The organism is Streptomyces sp. NPDC006339, from assembly GCF_040612775.1.
GTDB lineage: Bacteria > Actinomycetota > Actinomycetes > Streptomycetales > Streptomycetaceae > Streptomyces.
The window spans coordinates 225,277-240,798 of record NZ_JBEXQW010000003.1 but is presented as its reverse complement, the minus strand read 5'-3'; the positions used below and the strand labels follow the sequence as shown (position 1 = coordinate 240,798).

15 protein-coding genes and 1 pseudogene are annotated in these 15,522 nt (G+C 73.8%); 6 read left to right on the top strand and 10 right to left on the bottom strand.

The window, feature by feature from the left end; all coding sequences use genetic code 11:
• Positions 1–54: 54 nt before the first annotated feature.
• Positions 55–747, top strand: a pseudogene (gene recX, locus ABZ135_RS03850) (recombination regulator RecX); the annotation flags it as partial.
• Here recX and ABZ135_RS03845 read toward each other — a convergent pair.
• The 8 genes from ABZ135_RS03845 to ABZ135_RS03810 form a co-directional block, all read right to left on the bottom strand.
• Positions 744–1,181: a rhodanese-like domain-containing protein gene (locus ABZ135_RS03845; RefSeq protein WP_356691487.1), complete on the bottom strand. Its 438-nt coding sequence runs from the start codon at positions 1,179–1,181 to the stop codon at positions 744–746. The pseudogene recX and the gene ABZ135_RS03845 overlap by 4 nt on opposite strands.
• 113 nt (positions 1,182–1,294) lie before the next feature.
• The gene (locus tag ABZ135_RS03840) at positions 1,295–1,855 is read right to left on the bottom strand and encodes a cysteine dioxygenase (RefSeq protein WP_356691416.1); all 561 of its coding nucleotides are present in this window, start codon (positions 1,853–1,855) and stop codon (positions 1,295–1,297) included.
• 70 nt (positions 1,856–1,925) lie between these two features.
• Positions 1,926–1,997 (bottom strand): putative leader peptide, encoded by a 72-nt coding sequence (locus ABZ135_RS03835; RefSeq protein WP_309544753.1) that lies wholly within the window; start codon positions 1,995–1,997, stop codon positions 1,926–1,928.
• 89 nt (positions 1,998–2,086) lie between these two features.
• Complete coding sequence (locus tag ABZ135_RS03830; protein ID WP_356691415.1) at positions 2,087–3,814, bottom strand: FAD-dependent monooxygenase; 1,728 nt, start codon at positions 3,812–3,814, stop codon at positions 2,087–2,089.
• A gap of 169 nt (positions 3,815–3,983) precedes the next feature.
• Positions 3,984–4,901, bottom strand: a complete 918-nt coding sequence (locus ABZ135_RS03825) for an amino acid ABC transporter permease (RefSeq protein WP_356691413.1) — start codon at positions 4,899–4,901, stop codon at positions 3,984–3,986.
• The gene (locus tag ABZ135_RS03820; protein ID WP_356691411.1) at positions 4,898–5,545 is read right to left on the bottom strand and encodes an amino acid ABC transporter permease; all 648 of its coding nucleotides are present in this window, start codon (positions 5,543–5,545) and stop codon (positions 4,898–4,900) included. The genes ABZ135_RS03825 and ABZ135_RS03820 overlap by 4 nt, the downstream gene beginning before the upstream one ends.
• 96 nt (positions 5,546–5,641) lie before the next feature.
• Entirely contained in the window at positions 5,642–6,559 is a 918-nt protein-coding gene (locus ABZ135_RS03815) for a glutamate ABC transporter substrate-binding protein (RefSeq protein WP_356691409.1), read from the bottom strand.
• A 154-nt stretch (positions 6,560–6,713) separates the two neighbouring features.
• Positions 6,714–7,499 (bottom strand): amino acid ABC transporter ATP-binding protein, encoded by a 786-nt coding sequence (locus ABZ135_RS03810; protein WP_356691407.1) that lies wholly within the window; start codon positions 7,497–7,499, stop codon positions 6,714–6,716.
• Positions 7,500–7,832: 333 nt separating this feature from the next.
• Between ABZ135_RS03810 and ABZ135_RS03805 the strand changes: the two genes are divergently transcribed.
• Together ABZ135_RS03805 and ABZ135_RS03800 are read left to right on the top strand one after the other, a co-directional pair.
• The gene (locus tag ABZ135_RS03805) at positions 7,833–8,537 is read left to right on the top strand and encodes a response regulator transcription factor (RefSeq protein WP_356691405.1); all 705 of its coding nucleotides are present in this window, start codon (positions 7,833–7,835) and stop codon (positions 8,535–8,537) included.
• Between the two features lie 18 nt (positions 8,538–8,555).
• Complete coding sequence (locus tag ABZ135_RS03800) at positions 8,556–10,049, top strand: HAMP domain-containing sensor histidine kinase (RefSeq protein ID WP_356691403.1); 1,494 nt, start codon at positions 8,556–8,558, stop codon at positions 10,047–10,049.
• On the opposite strand, the gene ABZ135_RS03795 is transcribed toward ABZ135_RS03800, so the two are convergent.
• Together ABZ135_RS03795 and ABZ135_RS03790 are read right to left on the bottom strand one after the other, a co-directional pair.
• Positions 10,028–11,026, bottom strand: a complete 999-nt coding sequence (locus ABZ135_RS03795) for a TAXI family TRAP transporter solute-binding subunit (RefSeq protein ID WP_356691401.1) — start codon at positions 11,024–11,026, stop codon at positions 10,028–10,030. The two genes, ABZ135_RS03800 and ABZ135_RS03795, sit on opposite strands and share 22 nt — an antisense overlap.
• 87 nt (positions 11,027–11,113) lie before the next feature.
• Complete coding sequence (locus ABZ135_RS03790) at positions 11,114–12,049, bottom strand: LysR family transcriptional regulator (RefSeq protein ID WP_356691399.1); 936 nt, start codon at positions 12,047–12,049, stop codon at positions 11,114–11,116.
• A gap of 171 nt (positions 12,050–12,220) precedes the next feature.
• Between ABZ135_RS03790 and ABZ135_RS03785 the strand changes: the two genes are divergently transcribed.
• From ABZ135_RS03785 to ABZ135_RS03775, 3 genes are read left to right on the top strand one after another with little or no spacing between them, the layout of a single operon-like run.
• Positions 12,221–13,729 carry a four-carbon acid sugar kinase family protein gene (locus ABZ135_RS03785; RefSeq protein ID WP_356691397.1) on the top strand — a complete coding sequence of 503 codons (1,509 nt, stop codon included), beginning with the start codon at positions 12,221–12,223 and terminating at the stop codon, positions 13,727–13,729.
• The gene (gene pdxA, locus ABZ135_RS03780) at positions 13,726–14,757 is read left to right on the top strand and encodes a 4-hydroxythreonine-4-phosphate dehydrogenase PdxA (protein ID WP_356691395.1); all 1,032 of its coding nucleotides are present in this window, start codon (positions 13,726–13,728) and stop codon (positions 14,755–14,757) included. Before ABZ135_RS03785 ends, pdxA begins: the two co-directional genes overlap by 4 nt.
• Before the next feature lie 40 nt (positions 14,758–14,797).
• Positions 14,798–15,511, top strand: coding sequence for a HisA/HisF-related TIM barrel protein (locus ABZ135_RS03775; RefSeq protein WP_356691393.1), 714 nt, complete (start codon positions 14,798–14,800; stop codon positions 15,509–15,511).
• Positions 15,512–15,522: the final 11 nt, after the last annotated feature.

Here is a 15,522-nt window from a genome sequence, read left to right as displayed (position 1 = left end):
TCAAGGAGAAGCTGGGCGTCGGCGTCCGGCCCGAGGAGCCCTCGGCCGAGCCGGGAGCGGACGCGGCGAGCGCGACGGGCGCCACGGACGCGGCGGGCGCCGACGAGGCGGCCAAGTCCGTCCCGGCCCCGGCCAAGGCCGCCAAGGCGACCAAGGCCACCGCGGCCAAGAGCTGAAGCGGTGACCGGTCGCACCGAATGGCCGGACGACAGCCCCGACTCGTCGAGGGCCGAGAAGGAGCTGTCGTCCCAGGATCCGGGTGAGCGGGCGCGGGCGATCTGCCTGCGCCTGCTCACCGGGACCCCCCGCACGCGCAAGCAGCTCGCCGACGCCCTGCGCAAGCGGGACATCCCGGACGAGGTCGCCGACGAGGTGCTCTCCCGGTTCGAGGACGTCGGGCTCATCGACGACGCCGCCTTCGCGGGTGCCTGGGTCGAGTCCCGCCACCACGGCCGGGGCCTCGCCCGCCGGGCGCTCGCTCGCGAGCTGCGGACCAAGGGCGTCGACCCCACCGTGATCCAGGAGGCGGTCGACCGGCTCGACTCCGACCAGGAGGAGGCCCGCGCCCGCGAGCTCGTCGACCGCAAGCTCCGCGCCACCCGGGGCCTCGACCGCGACCGGCGGCTGCGCAGACTCGCCGGCATGCTCGCCCGCAAGGGATACCCGGAGGGCATGGCCCTGCGGGTGGTCCGCCAGGCCCTCGAGGAGGAGGGCGAGGACACCGAGGGACTGGAGGAGCCCTTCTAGCCCCCCGCACCGCCCCCGGACCCCGGCCCCGCGCCCGGTTCCGGCCCCGGCCCCGCCGGTAGCAGGACCGGAAGGCCCGCCGCCCTCCATGCCTGGAAGCCGCCGATCACGTCCGTCGCGCGGTGCAGGCCCAGCCGGTGCAGGGAGGCCGCGGCGAGCGACGAGGCGTAGCCCTCGTTGCAGAGGACCACGACCCGCAGATCGTGGCTGTCCGCCTGGGGAGCGCGGTGGCTGCCCAGGGGGTCGAGCCGCCACTCCAGCTCGTTGCGCTCCACGACCAGCGCGCCCGGGATCAGGCCGTCCCGCTCGCGCAGAGCGGCGTAGCGGGTGTCGACCAGCAGGGCGTCCCCCGCCTCGTATGCCTCGTACGCGGTCCGGGCGTCGATCCGGTCCAGACCGGCCCGCACCCGCTCCAACAACTCGTCGATGCCCACGCGTTCACCGGCACCCGCGACGGCATCCGCACCCGCGACGGCATCGGTGCCGACCGACCCACGGCCGTGCGCGCCACCCCACTCGCCACCACGCCCGCCACCCCACTCGCCGCTCACTGCCAGTCCTCCGGGCGCTCGACCTGCTCGAGACGGAGCACCGCGCCCGTGCGGCTGAAGCGCCGGATCAGCGGGAGCGGCGGATAGTAGGCGTGCACCGAGATCGCGTGCTCCGTGCGCGAGGCGTTGAGCACCTCGTGCACATGGTGCCGGCCGAAGGCACGGCCCCGGCCGGCCGGGAGCTCGCGGCCGCGGTCGACGCCCTCGGCCAGTTCCAGGGTCTTCCAGCCCCTCGCGGGAAGCCGTACGGCGAGGGAGTTCTCCCGCAGGGTGCCGCGGGCGGTGGCGAAGGCGCCCAGGGACTCGGCGTGGTCGTGCCAGCCGGTCCCCGTGCCGGGCGGCCAGCCGATGAGCCATGCCTCACTGCCGCCCGGGCCGTCGAGCCGTACCCACGTCCGGCCCTCTGGATCCAGCGGCAGGGAGGCGATCAGTGCGCTGTCGGCGGCCGTACGCCGGACGAAGTCCAGCAGATCGGCCTCCGTGGGCGAGGCGGGAGAAGGGGTGGGAGGAGAGGCGGAGCCGGAAACGGGTGCGAGGGCGTGCTGCGTCTGGGGCACGGAGGACCGTCCTGAAGGTTCGCGAAAGAGCGCACGGCGAAGCGCGCGCTGGGAAGCAGGGGAGGCGAATTCAGCAGGACGGGCGACACACGCAGCCCGCGTAGCGGACGAGGTCCATGTGGACCCTCCGCCACAGGCGCACATCGGTGTCGGTCACGCTCCGGAGTACACCACGGTCGACCGAGAGGGTCAATCGACCCCATCGACCGTCACATGCCTGTCATACGGCGGTCATGTGACATCCGCGGCCGCGTCCTCCGGCACCGTTCCCGCCCCCTGACCAGCCTCCTGCTCAGCCTCCTCAGCCGCCCCCCGCTCCGATTCAGGCCCCGGTTCAGACCCCGGCTCCGACTCCGCCGACGCCTCCCCGCCCCGTACCGCGTCCGCCGCCGCGTGCAGCTCCTCCGGCCGCACTCCGGCGAAGGCCGCGGCCAGATGCCCGTCCGGGCGGACGAGGAGCACCGCGTGGGCCGGGGCGCCCGGGTATGCCTCGGTCACCAGGAGCTCGGCCGGTGCCGGCAGCCCGTCCACGGCCTCGGCGAGCCGGGGCATCACCCCGGCGCTCACCCAGTGCCGCCGGTCCCACACCCCGGTGCCCGGGGCGACGAGCAGCACCAGGAGCCGGCCCCGGCCGAGCCGGTCCCGCAGCCGCACGGTCGTCCCGTCGGGCGCCGTCACCCGGACGTCGTCGACCGGCGCGCCGTCCGGCGTGGCCACCGGGATCCGGCCCTCGGAGGGCTCCGGCGCCAGCGGCGAGTGCGGGAACGCGGGCAGCGCGCCCAGCGGGCCGCGCCCCAGGTGTCCGTCGGTCAGCAGCGCGTCGTGGCCCCGCCCGCCGCCCGCCAGATAGGTGCGCAGCCCCCCGCCGCCGCGCAGCACGGGCAGCACCTGGTCGGCCGCGCGCAGCAGCCCGGCCACCGCCGCCCGGCGCTCGCTCTGATAGCTGTCGAGGAGGGCGGCCGGGGCGGTGCGGTGGTGCCAGGCGAAGGCCAGCTTCCAGGCCAGGTTGTCGATGTCCCGCAGGCCCTCGTCGAGCCCCTGGGTGCCGAGCGCGCCCAGCAGGTGCGCCGCGTCGCCGGCGAGGAAGACCCGGTCCACCCGCCAGCGCCGGGCGAGCCGGTGGTGCACGGTGTGGACGCCGGTGTCGATGAGGTCGTACGGCGGGGTCGTGCCCTCGCACCACCCGGCCAGGGTCTCGCGGATGCGGGTGACGAGCGCGTCGGGGGTGACGAGTTCGCCGCGGGGCGGCAGCAGCCAGTCGATCCGCCACACCCCGTCCGGCAGCGGGCGGGCCGCGATCTCCTCTCCGCCGCTGCGCCACGGCGGCCGGCGGTGGAGCAGGGCCTCACCCGCCCAGGGGAGTTCGGTGCGCAGCGCGGCGACCGCGTGCCGTTCCACCGCCGTACGCCCCGGGAAGCGGACGCCGAGCAGTTTGCGGACGGTCGAGCGGGCGCCGTCGCAGCCGACGAGATGGCTGCCGCGCCACCAGGTGCCGTCCGGGCCGCGGGTGTGGGCGCTGACCCCGCCGGCGTCCTGCTCGATGGTGTCGACCCGGGAGTCGGTGACCAGGGTGACGAGGTCCTGGCGCGCGATGGCGTCGCGCAGCCCGCGGGCCAGGGCGTGCTGGGGGATGTGCAGCGGGGCGGCCGGGCCGGCGACACCGTCCTCCGCGCCCGCGTCCCCGGCCAGGCCGAGGTCGAGCGGGACGTGCCGCATCTGCTGCCGGCGGCGCATCGAGCGCCAGCCGACCCAGCGGACCCCCTCGTCACGCAGCGTGGCGCAGCCGAGCCGTTCCACCAGGGCGGCCATGTCGGCGCGCAGCACGACCGTGCGGGCGGGGCGCGGCTCCTCCTTGCCCGCGCTCTCGTCGAGGACGACGCTGGGCACGTCCTGGGCGGCCAGGGCGAGGGAGAGCGCGAGGCCGACCGGCCCCGCGCCCACGATGATCACCGGGTCCACGGCGCGGCTCCTGAGGGCGTGCGAGGCCGTACGGTCGTGCGGGAAGCACAGCGGGGTGTGGCGCGGGCCCGGAGCTTGATCACAGAACGTATGCAACCGACTGGGGGTGCGTGCGTCAAGTGACGGGGGCAGCGGCGTCGCCACTGCCCCCGGATGATGTCACATGCCGTCAGTTCTTCGTGATACCAGGGCCGTCGGCGGGGCCGCGCGTGCCCTCCGTGCCCGCTTCCGTGCCGGTCTCGACCTCGCTGCCCGGGGCGGTGGCGTGGGCGACCGCGATGCCGGTCTTCGCCCGGCGGCCGCGCTTCTCGATCCAGGTGGCGAGCGCGGACAGCGCCAGACACAGGGCGATGTAGATGACGCCGAAGACCACGATCACGGAGACGTACGGGTACGAGCCGTTGACCAGCGTGTTGGAGGCGATCAGCCGGGCCGAGTAGAGCAGCTCGGGGTAGAGGATGACGAAGCCGAACGAGGTGTCCTTGAGGGTCACCACCAGTTGGCTGATGATCGTCGGCAGCATGGCCCGGACCGCCTGCGGCAGCAGGACGGTGGTCATCACCTGGGTCTTGTTCATGCCGAGCGCGTAGGCCGCCTCGCGCTGTCCGCGCGGCACGGAGTTGACGCCGGCGCGCAGCACCTCGGCCTGGACGCAGCCGTTGTAGATGGACAGGCCGATCGCCAGCGCCCACATCGAGTAGTCGGTGAGGAAGGCGACCCACACCGCGTAGATGGTGATCAGCAGCGGGAGGGAGCGGAAGACCTCGATGAAGGCCGTGGCGGGCCAGCTTATCGCCTTGTGGTCGGAGAGCCGGGCGACGGCCAGCAGCACGCCGAGCACGAGGGAGCCGACGGCGGCGAGGGCGAATGCCTTCAGCGTGGCGAGCAGGGCGTCGGCGATGTTCTGCCGGATGCCCGCGTAGTTGAAGATGTCCCACATCTCGGGGGCGAGGTGCCCCTTGTCGTGCAGCCGCAGCACGCTGACCACGAGCAGGGCGACGATGACGAGGCTGCCGACGACGGCGTAGATCCGGTTGCGGATCCGCGCCTTGGGGCCGGGGGCGTCGAAGAGAACGCTGGCGCTCATCGGGCGACCTCCATGTTGCGCTCGAGGAGACGGAAGAGTCCGCTGATGGCGAAGGTGATGACGAGGTAGGCCACGGCGACCCAGCAGAAGATCGGGAGGATCGCGTAACCCTGCTCGCTCATCAGCGTCTGCCAGCCGAAGAGTTCGGTGACGCTGAAGGCGCCGGCGATGGCCGAGTTCTTGGTCAGGGCGATGAAGATCGAGCTGAGCGGCGGCAGCACCGTACGGGTGGCCTGCGGCAGCACGATCAGGCGCAGCGTCTGCGAGAAGGTCATACCGAGCGAGCGGGCGGCCTCGGCCTGGCCCAGCGGCACCGTGCTGATGCCGGAGCGGACCGCCTCGCACACGAACGAGGAGGTGTAGAAGCCGAGCGCCAGCGAGGCGAGCACGAAGGGGCTCATGCCCGGGAAGAGGATCTCCGGGACGACGAAGAAGAAGACCAGGAAGAGCAGCGTCAGCGGGGTGTTGCGCAGCAGCGTCACCCACGCCGTGCCGAAGAAGCGCAGCGGCGGGACGGGCGAGACGCGGAAGCCGGCGATGACGATGCCGAGGACCAGGGCGATGACCGAGCTGACGGCGGTGATCGACACGGTTCCTATGAATCCGTTGCGGAACTCCGCGAAATGGTCGAGCAGTACGTTCATGAGGACTCCGCGTCGGCAGTCAGCGGCAGGTTTACGGGCAGGGGGCGGGGCGCCCCGTAGCGCACAGGGCGTACGGGGCGCTCACGCGGAGGCGGATCAGTAGCGGACGACCGCCGGCGGCTCGGTGTAGTCGGAGCCGGAGAGACCGAGGGTGGCCTCGTAGATCTTCTTGTAGGTGCCGTCGCCCACGTACTTGACGAGGATGTCGTTGACCTTGTCGCGGAGGACCTTGTCCTCCTTGTTCAGGCCGATGCCGTACGGCTCCTTGGTGAACGGCTTGCCGACGACCTTGAGCTTGCCGGCGTTGGCGGCGGCGTAGCCCTTCAGGATGGAGTCGTCGGTGGTGACGGCGTCGACCTGCTTGGTCAGGAGCTGCTGGACGCAGTCGGAGTACTTGCCGAGCTCGACGGTCTCCGCGCCGTACTGCGGCTTCTTGATCTCCTGGAGCGGGGTCGAGCCGGTGATCGAGCAGACCTTCTTGCCCTTGACGGACTCGGGGCCGGTGATCGCGGTCTCGTCCTTGCGGACCAGGAGGTCGGCACCGGCCTGGTAGTACGGGCCCGCGAAGCCGACCTGCGCCTTGCGCTTGTCGTTGATCGTGTAGGTGCCGACGTAGTAGTCGACCTGGCCGGTGGAGATCGCGGTCTCGCGCAGCTTGGAGTCGACCGTCTTCCACTCGATCTGGTCCTCCGAGAAGCCCAGGTCGGCGGCGATCATTTTGGCGATCTCGATGTCGAAGCCCGAGCGCTTCTTGGTGGCCTGGTCCTCGAAGCCGAGGTACGGCTGGTCGGCCTTGGAGCCGATGATCAGCTTGCCGCGCTGCTTGGCCTTCTTGAAGGTCGGCGAGTTCAGGTCGACACCGGTCGCGACGGTGTACGTGGGGAGCTTGGGGGCGCTGGCGTCACCGGGCTTCGTGGCGGGCTTGTCGCCGGCCGAGCCCTCCTTGCCGCCACAGGCGGTCGCGGTCAGCGCGAGCACGGCAACGGCCACGGCCGCGGTCTTGCGGAGCTTCATCGTGAACATCCCTCAGGGTCGTGGGTAGTTGATCGTCAGTGTGCAGCACGTCGGCTGTGGCGACTAAGGAGTTGCCAAGGCGTTGCCGAGCACTTGTCGCGGTGCGGGCGGTGGGAGTACGGAGCCGCGGGCGCCGCGAGGTCCCGGCGCGGCGTCAGTGGTGCAGGATCTTCGACAGGAAGTCCTTGGCGCGGTCGCTGCGCGGGTTGCTGAAGAACTCGTCGGGCGTGGCCTGCTCCACGATCCGCCCGTCCGCCATGAAGACCACACGGTTGGCGGCGGACCGGGCGAAGCCCATCTCGTGGGTGACGACCACCATCGTCATGCCGTCCCGGGCCAACTGCTGCATCACCTCCAGGACCTCGTTGATCATCTCCGGGTCGAGCGCCGAGGTCGGCTCGTCGAACAGGATGACCTTCGGGTCCATCGCGAGCGCGCGGGCGATCGCCACGCGCTGCTGCTGACCGCCGGAGAGCTGCGCCGGGTACTTGTCCGCCTGCGTGCCGACCCCGACCCGGTCCAGAAGGGCACGGGCCTTGGCCTCCGCCGCCTTCTTCTCGGTCTTGCGCACCTTGACCTGACCCAGCATCACGTTCTCGAGCACCGTCTTGTGCGCGAAGAGGTTGAAGGACTGGAAGACCATGCCGACGTCGGAACGCAGCCGCGCCAGCTCCTTGCCCTCCTGGGGCAGGGGCTTCCCGTCGATGGTGATGCTGCCGGAGTCGATCGTCTCCAGGCGGTTGATCGTGCGGCACAACGTCGACTTGCCGGACCCGGACGGCCCGATGACCACCACGACCTCGCCGCGGTGGATCGTCAGGTCGATGTCCTGGAGCACGTGCAGCGCGCCGAAGTGCTTGTTCACGTCGGACAGCACGACCAGGTCGTCCGTGGCCGGCACGGCGCCCTCCGAACCCTTGGTCACTGACACTCCGCTCATCGGCATCTCGCTCCGTCCTGCTCGGTTGGGGAGGACACTAGAGACCGGGTGCGAGAAGCGTCATCACATCTGAGCGAAGTTTGAGCATAACGATCCGGTCGCAACCGGACACACTGCGTGAAGGGGGTGCCCACCGCCGTACCGGGTGGATAACGGAAACGTGGGTGTCACGGGGGGACACTTGACTGTGACCGCGACCATCGGCGTTCATGCCCTGGTACACAGATAGTCGTCACCCGCGCCGCGCGAGCGTCGCGCGCACCCATGCGACCGCAGACCGGACCCCCTGCGGAGGCACCGTCGAGAGTTGCCGAGAGATCACGGAGGAGGGCCATGAGACTGCTGCTCGTCGAGGACGACGACCACGTCGCCGCCGCGCTCTCCGCGATCCTCGCCCGGCACGGCTTCACCGTCACCCACGCCCGCAACGGCGAGGAGGCGCTCCAGGCCGTGCTGCCCGCCGCCCACGGCGAGCGCCCCTCGTACGGGGTGATCCTGCTCGACCTCGGCCTGCCCGACCAGGACGGCTACCAGGTCTGCGGGCGCATCCGGAAGCTCACCACCACCCCCGTGATCATGGTGACCGCGCGCGCCGACGTCCGCTCCCGGATCCACGGCCTCAATCTCGGCGCCGACGACTACGTCGTCAAGCCCTACGACACCGGTGAGCTGCTCGCCCGGATCCACGCCGTCAGCCGGCGCAGCGCCGCCGGCGACGAGCAGTCCGGCTCCGGCGAGGACAGCACCCTGCGCCTCGGCTCCGTCACCATCGAGCTGCCCACCCGCCGGGTCAGCGTCGACGGCGACGCCGTCCCCCTCACCCGCAAGGAGTTCGACCTCCTCGCCCTGCTCGCCCAGCGGCCCGGCGTGGTCTTCCGCCGCGAGCAGATCATCAGCGAGGTCTGGCGCACCAACTGGGAGGGCACCGGGCGCACCCTGGAGGTCCATGTGGCCTCCCTGCGCTCGAAGTTGCGGATGCCCGCCCTGATCGAGACCGTGCGGGGCGTCGGCTACCGCCTGGTCGCGCCCACCGCGTAGAACGAGGCCCGCCCGCCCGTGCGCACCCGACTCCTCCCGCTCCTGATCGTCCTGATGGCCGGCGTGCTGCTCGCCCTCGGCTTCCCGCTGGCCGCCAGCACCGCCGCCTCGGAGCAGCAGCGCGTGATCGTCGACCGGCTCGACGACGCCGCCCGCTTCGCCGCGCTCGCCCAGTTCGTCGAGGAGCGCAGCTTCGGCCCCGACGAGCGGCGCTCCACCCTCAGCGGCGAGCTCGCCAGCTACCACGAGGTCTACGGCATCCGCGCCGGCATCTTCTACCGCGACAACCAGGCCATGGCCGCCGCCCCGGAGGACTGGGTCGTCCCGTACGAGGGGGAGGGCCGGCGCGCCTTCAACGAGGCCCTGCTCGGCCGCCGCAGCCACGACCCGCCGCAGGTCTGGCCCTGGCAGGGGCACGCCCGGCTCACCATCGCCTCCCCGGTCGTCCGGGACGGCGACGTCGTCGCCGTCGTCGTCACCGACTCGCCCACCGGGCAGTTGCGCTCCCGGATCCTGCGCGACTGGCTGCTGATCTTCGCCGGCGAGGCCGCCGCCATGCTGCTCGCGGTGGGCGCCGCCTTCCGGCTCACCGGCTGGGTGCTGCGGCCCGTGCGGGTCCTCGACGCCGTCACCCACGACATCGCCACCGGACGGATGAAGTCCCGCGTCGCCGCCGCCGGCGGGCCGCCCGAACTGCGGCGGCTCGCCCGCTCGTTCAACGAGATGGCCGACAACGTCGAGGACGTCCTCGAACAGCAGCGGGCCTTCGTCGCCGACGCCTCCCACCAACTGCGCAACCCGCTCGCCGCGCTGCTGCTGCGGATCGAGCTGCTCGCCCTCGAACTGCCCGAGGGCAACGAGGAGATCGCCTCCGTCCGGACCGAGGGCAAGCGGCTCGCCCAGGTCCTCGACGATCTGCTCGACCTCGCGCTCGCCGAGCACACGGCCGCCGACCTGAGGCTGACCGACATCGGCGCGCTCACCGCCGAGCGGGTGGCCTCCTGGCGGCCGGTCGCCGACGACAAGGGCGTGGCGATCGTCGCCGACACCGCCGCCGTCACCGCCTGGGCGGACCCGGTGGCGCTGTCCAGCGCGCTCGACGCGGTGATCGACAACGCCCTGAAGTTCACCCCGGCGGGTGAGGACGTCACCGTCGCCGTCTCCCTCGCCCCCGGCGGCCGCACCGTCGCCGTGGAGGTCGCCGACCACGGCCCCGGGCTCACCGACGAGGAGCTGGAGCGGGTCGGCGACCGCTTCTGGCGCTCCAACCGGCACCAGAACGTCAAGGGCTCGGGCCTGGGCCTGTCCATCGCCCGGGTCCTCCTCGCGGCGGGCAGCGGCGGCATCGCGTTCGCCCGCAACGAGCCGCACGGCCTCAAGGTGACCGTCACCGTCCCCCGGGACGACCCCCGGACCGCCGGGGACGGCCCCGGCGCCGCCGGCGGCGGCCCCCGAGGCGCCCGCCCAGGTGGCTTGCGCTCAGGCGGCGGTCAGGGCTTCACGGAGCGGTAGTAGCGCCGGGCGCCCTCGTGCAGGGGCAGCGGATCGGTGTAGATCGCGGTCCGCAGGTCCACCAACTGGGCCGGGTGGACCTGGCCGCCGATGCGGTCACGGCTGGCGATCACCGTACGGGTGAAGCCCTCCACCAGGTCCGGGTCGGCGGCGTCCGTGGTGACCAGGATGTTCGCCACCGCCAGCGTGTCCACCGAGTTGCCGTCCTGGGCCAGGCTGTAGGCGTCGGCCGGGATCGTCGCCGAGCGGTAGTGGCGGGTGGACTCGCCCACGTCGTGCAGGCTCTCGATCAGGGCCTCGTCCAGCGCCACCAGCCGGACCGGCAGCCGCTCGGACAGGTCCTGGACGGCCTGGGTGGGCAGGCCGCCCGACCAGAAGAAGGCGTCCAACCGGTGCCGCTCCAGGAGGCCCGGCATCGTGTCGATGCCGGCCGAGACGGGGACGATGTCGACGTCCGGGGTCAGCCCGGCGGCCGCGAGCACCCGGTCGGCGATCAGCCGCACGCCCGAGCCGGCCTGGCCGACGCCGACCCGCCGCCCGCGCAGATCGGCCACCGACTGCACGGTCGAGCCCTTGGGGACGACGAGCTGGACGTAGTCGTCGTAGAGCCGGGCGCAGCCGCGCAGCCGCTCGAAGCCGGGCCTGCGGTCGCGCTGGTACTGGGCCACGGCGTCCGCCGTCGCCACCGTGAAATCGGCCTCCCCGGAGGCGAGCCTGGCCAGGTTCTGCTGGGAGCCCTCGCTGTCGGTCAGCGTTATCGAGACATCCGGGAGATCGCGGGCCAGGGCCTGCTGGAGCAGCTTCCCGTACCGCTGGTAGACGCCCGTGGGCACGCCGGTGCTGAAGGTGACATGCCCGCTGGGCTCCTTCGTACCGATCGGAACCAGCCACCACACCAGGACTCCGGCCAGCGCCAGGAGCGCTGCCGAGACCTGGAGGACGCGGCGGCGGGCGGAGCGGGAGAGTGCGGCGGGCATGGCGCGATCCTGCCAGTTGGTCGGCGGTCCTGGCCAGGGCCGCCGGCACCGGGGGAGGGGGAGCTGGGGGGAGGGCGGGGTGGCCGCTCAGCCGGTGGACCGTACGAGGCCGGCCGGCGGGGTCAGGGACGCGGACTGCTCCCGCAGCCAGGTGAGCAGCGCGGCGATCCGGGCGTCCCGCTCCGGCGGGCGCGGGCTGAGCAGCCCGTAGCCCGTCCCGTCCGCGACGAACCCGTACGGGGCGGCCAGCCGGCCCCCCACGAGGTCGTCATGGACCAGGGCGTACGGCCCGACGGCGACGCCCACGCCCGCGACGGCCGCCTGGAGCGCCAGGTAGAAGTGCTCGAAGGTCTGCCGGCCGGCGGCCGGGGCGGCGGTGCCCGACGAGGGCAGGACGTGTCCCGTCAGCCGCCGCCAGTCGTCCCAGGCGGACGGCCGGGTGCCGGTGTGCAGCAGGATGACGCCCTCCTCGTCGCCCGCCGCCAGCCGCTCGGCGAGTTCGGGGCGGCAGACCGGGCCGATCCACTCCTCGAAGAGCGGCACCCGGCTCACTCCCCGGGGCGCGGGGAAGTCGTCCCGGCGCAGCGCCGCGTCCACGGTGTCCCGCGCGAAGTCCGGCGGTCCGCCGCCCGCCGACAGGTGCACGGTCAGATCGGGGTGCCGGGCCGCGAGGTCGGGAAGGCGCGGGATGAGCCAGCGCATCAGCAGCGTGGGCTCGCAGGACAGCGCGAGGGGGCCGCCGCCGGGCCCCCGGCCGGAGACCTCCTCCGCCGCCGTCTCGATCAGGTCGAGCGCCTCCCGGACGGCCGCGGCGAGACGCCGGGCCTGCGGTGTGGGCCGCAGAGAGCGCGCCCCGCGCTCGAACAAGGAGGTCCCGAGGGCCTTCTCCAGGTTCCGCACCTGGCGGCTGACCGCGCCGTGCGTGACGTGGAGCTCGCGGGCGGCGGCGGTCATGCTCGCGTGGCGCACGGCCGCCTCGAAGGGCAGCAGGGTGGTCAGCGGGGGCAGGGACGGCCAGGTCATGGAGGAAACCTAGTGTGAGCCGCGGTCACAGGTGGAGTGAGAAGGAATCGCTTGTCCTGCGGCTTCTCGGGAGGCGAGGGTGGTGCGCGTGAGCCGAGGGGTGAACGCCGAGTCGTCCACTCGATCCTCGGCGACACGGCCACCCGTCCAGGACCAAGGGGTCAGCCCGTGATGCCGCCCGCCACCGTCGCCGTCCTCGCCGACGACCTCACCAGCGCCGCCGACGGCGCCGCCCCCTTCCGCAGGAACGGGCACCGCGCCCGGGTCCTCTTCGCACCCGACGGCGCCGCCGCCCGCGAGGCCGGCGTCACCGCCGTCGACCTCGGCACCCGGCTCCTGGGAGAGACGGAAGCCGCCGCCCGGACGCGCGAGGCGGCGGCCGCGTACGCCGACGCGGAACTCCTGATCAAGACCGTCGACTCGACCCTGCGCGGCCACGTGGCCGCCGAACTGCGGGCCGCCCTCGCCGGCTCCGGCCGCCGCACCGCGATCCTGGCCCCCGCCTTCCCGGCCGAGGGCCGTACGACGGTCGGAGGCGTCCAGTACGTCCGGGGCGTACGGGTCGACGCGAGCGAGTTCGCCCACGACCCGGCCCACCCGGTCCGCTCGGCCGACCTCACCCACCTCCTCCCGGAGGCGATCGTGCTCGGCGGGGCCGCGGCCCGGGGCTCCGTACCCGCTGCCGTCCCGGCCTTCGCGCCCGCTCCGGAGCATGCCCCCGACGCCGGTCCGACCTCCGCTCCCGGCCTTGGCCTGGCGGACGCCCCCGGCGCCGGTCCGACCTCCGTGCCCGGCCCCGGCCCGGCGTGGACCTCCGGCGCGGGTCCGGCTCCCGGTCCGGGCCCGGCTCCCGCTGCCGTCCCGGCCTCCGCGCCCGCTCCGGAGCGTGTCCCCGGCGCCGGCCCGGGCCCCGATTCCGCTGCCGTCCCCGCTCCCGGACTCGGCCTGGCGGGCACCGCCGGCGCCGGTCCGACCTCCGCTCCCGGCCCCGGCCCGGCGCGTACCCCCCGCACGGGTCCGGCTCCCGGCCCCGCCCTCCCCGGCCCCGCGCCCCACCCGTTCGCCGAACTGCCGCGGCTGGTCGAGGCGGGCGGGATCGTCGTCTGTTCGGCGGCCACCGACGCGGACCTCGACGCCGTCGTCGCCGCCGTCCCCCGGCCGCAGGAGGTCCTGTGGGTCGGCTCGCCGGGGCTCGCGGACGCGCTGGCCCGCCGGTACGCCCGGCGTCCCGCCGACGCCCTCCCTGAACTCCCCGCCGTAAGGCGCCCGCTGGCCGTCGTCGGCAGCGCCCACCCCGCGAGCCGCCGCCAGCTCGCCGCCCTGCGCGCGCGGTCCATCGGCCGGCCCGGCCCCGTCGCCGCCCTCCACACCCCGGAGGAACGCGCCGACGACCCCGGCGCGCTGATCCGCCGGCTCGCGGAGCGGACACGGGAGCGGACCCGGAGCGGTCTCGCGGACGGACTCGTCCTCACCGGCGGGGAGACCGCCGCCGCCGTCCTCGGCGCGCTCGGCGGCACCGGCATCGAGCTGTACGACGAGCCGGAGCCCGGCATCGCCCGCGGCACCCTGCACGGCCCCGCCGCGCCCCGCCTCCCCGTGCTCGTCAAGGCCGGCGGCTTCGGCGACGACGCCACCCTCGTCCGTCTCCACGCCCTCCTCGCGGCGGGCGGCGCCCGGTGAAGGGCCGCCCGATCGCCGTCACCATGGGCGACCCCCACGGCATCGGCCCCGAGATCACCGTCAGGGCCTGCGCGGACCCGCGCCGCCGCGCCCCCGTCGTCGTCATCGGCGACCCCGGCACCCTGGAACGCGCCTGCCGCACCACCGGCACCCGCCTGAACGTCCGCACCCTGTCGTCCGCCACCGAGGCGGAGGGCGCCGGCCGCACCCCCGGCGTCCTGGACGTCCTCGCGGAAGGCCCCGCCCTCCCGGCAGGGCTCGCCCTCGGCACCGTCGCCGCCGAGGCGGGCGCGGCCTCCTACGCGTACGTCCGCAAAGGCGTCGAACTCGCCCTCGCGGGCCGGGTACGGGCGCTCACCACCGCCCCGATCCACAAGGAGGCGCTGCGCCTCGCCGGAGTGCCGCACCCCGGCCACACCGAGATCCTGGCCGAGCTCTCCGGCACCCGGAGCTACGCCATGATGATGGCCAACGACGAGCTGCGGACCGTCCTCGTCACCGTCCACCAGTCGCTGCGCACCGCGATCGACGCGCTCACCGTCGAGCGGGAACTCGACACCATCCGGCTCACCCACCGCGCCCTGCGCGGCCCCTCGACGCGGCGCCCCCGGATCGCCGTCGCCGCCCTCAACCCGCACGCCGGCGAGAACGGCCTCTTCGGCCGCGAGGACCTCGACATCATCGCCCCTGCCGTGCAAGCCGCCCGCGCGGAAGGCATCGCCGCGAGCGGGCCCTGGCCCGCCGACACCGTCTTCATGCGGGCGCGGGCGGGGGAGTTCGACGCCGTCGTCGCCCAGTACCACGACCAGGGGCTCATCCCGGTCAAGTACCTCGGCCTGGAGCACGGCGTGAACATCACCCTCGGCCTGCCGTTCGTCCGCACCAGCGTCGACCACGGCACCGCCTTCGACCTCGCCGGCACCGGCACCGCCGACCACACGAGCCTGCTCACCGCCCTGCACCACGCCGCCGAGCTGGCCCCGGAAGCCCCTGAGGCCCGGAAGCCCCTTAGCCCCCGAAGCCCTTAGCCCCCCGACACCAGCCCCCGACACCCCGCAGGACGCCGCCATGGACTTCGTCTTCATGCTCACCCGCGACGACCGGACCGTCACCGACTGCCTCCACGTCCTCGACTCCGTCCGCGAGCTCGGCATCACCCACATCGGCTTCAAGGACGTCGGCGTCGACACCGCGACCCTGCGCCGGCTCCACGAACAGATCCGGGCACTCGGCGCCACCAGTCACCTCGAGGTCGTCTCCACGGGCCGCGACCAGGCCCTCGCCTCCGTACGGACGGCCGTCGACCTCGGTGTCGACTGGCTGCTCGGCGGCACCTGGATCGAGGAGACCCTCGCCCTGCTCGCCGGCAGCGGCGTCCGCTACCTCCCCTTCGCCGGCGAGCCGACGGGCCACCCGACCCGCCTGGCGGGCAGCCCCGCCCGTATCGCAGAGGACTGCCGCCGGGCCGAGGCCGCCGGCTGCGCGGGCGTCGACCTGCTCGCCCACCGGGCCACCGAGGCCGACCCGCTCGACCTGGTCCGCGCGGCCCGAGCCGCCACCGGGGGCCGGCTCGTCGTCGCGGGTTCGCTGAGCAGCCCCGCCCAGATCCACGCCCTCGCCGAGGCCGGAGCGGACGCCTTCACCGTCGGTTCGGCGGCCTTCGCGGGCGCCGTCCGCCCGGACGCCGGCGGCCTCGCGGCCCAGCTCGCGGCGATCCTGGAGGCGAGCGGCGGCCCGAGCCAGCCCGGGCAGTCCCGCGACCCCCTTACCCTTGTGAGGTGACCAGCAGCAAA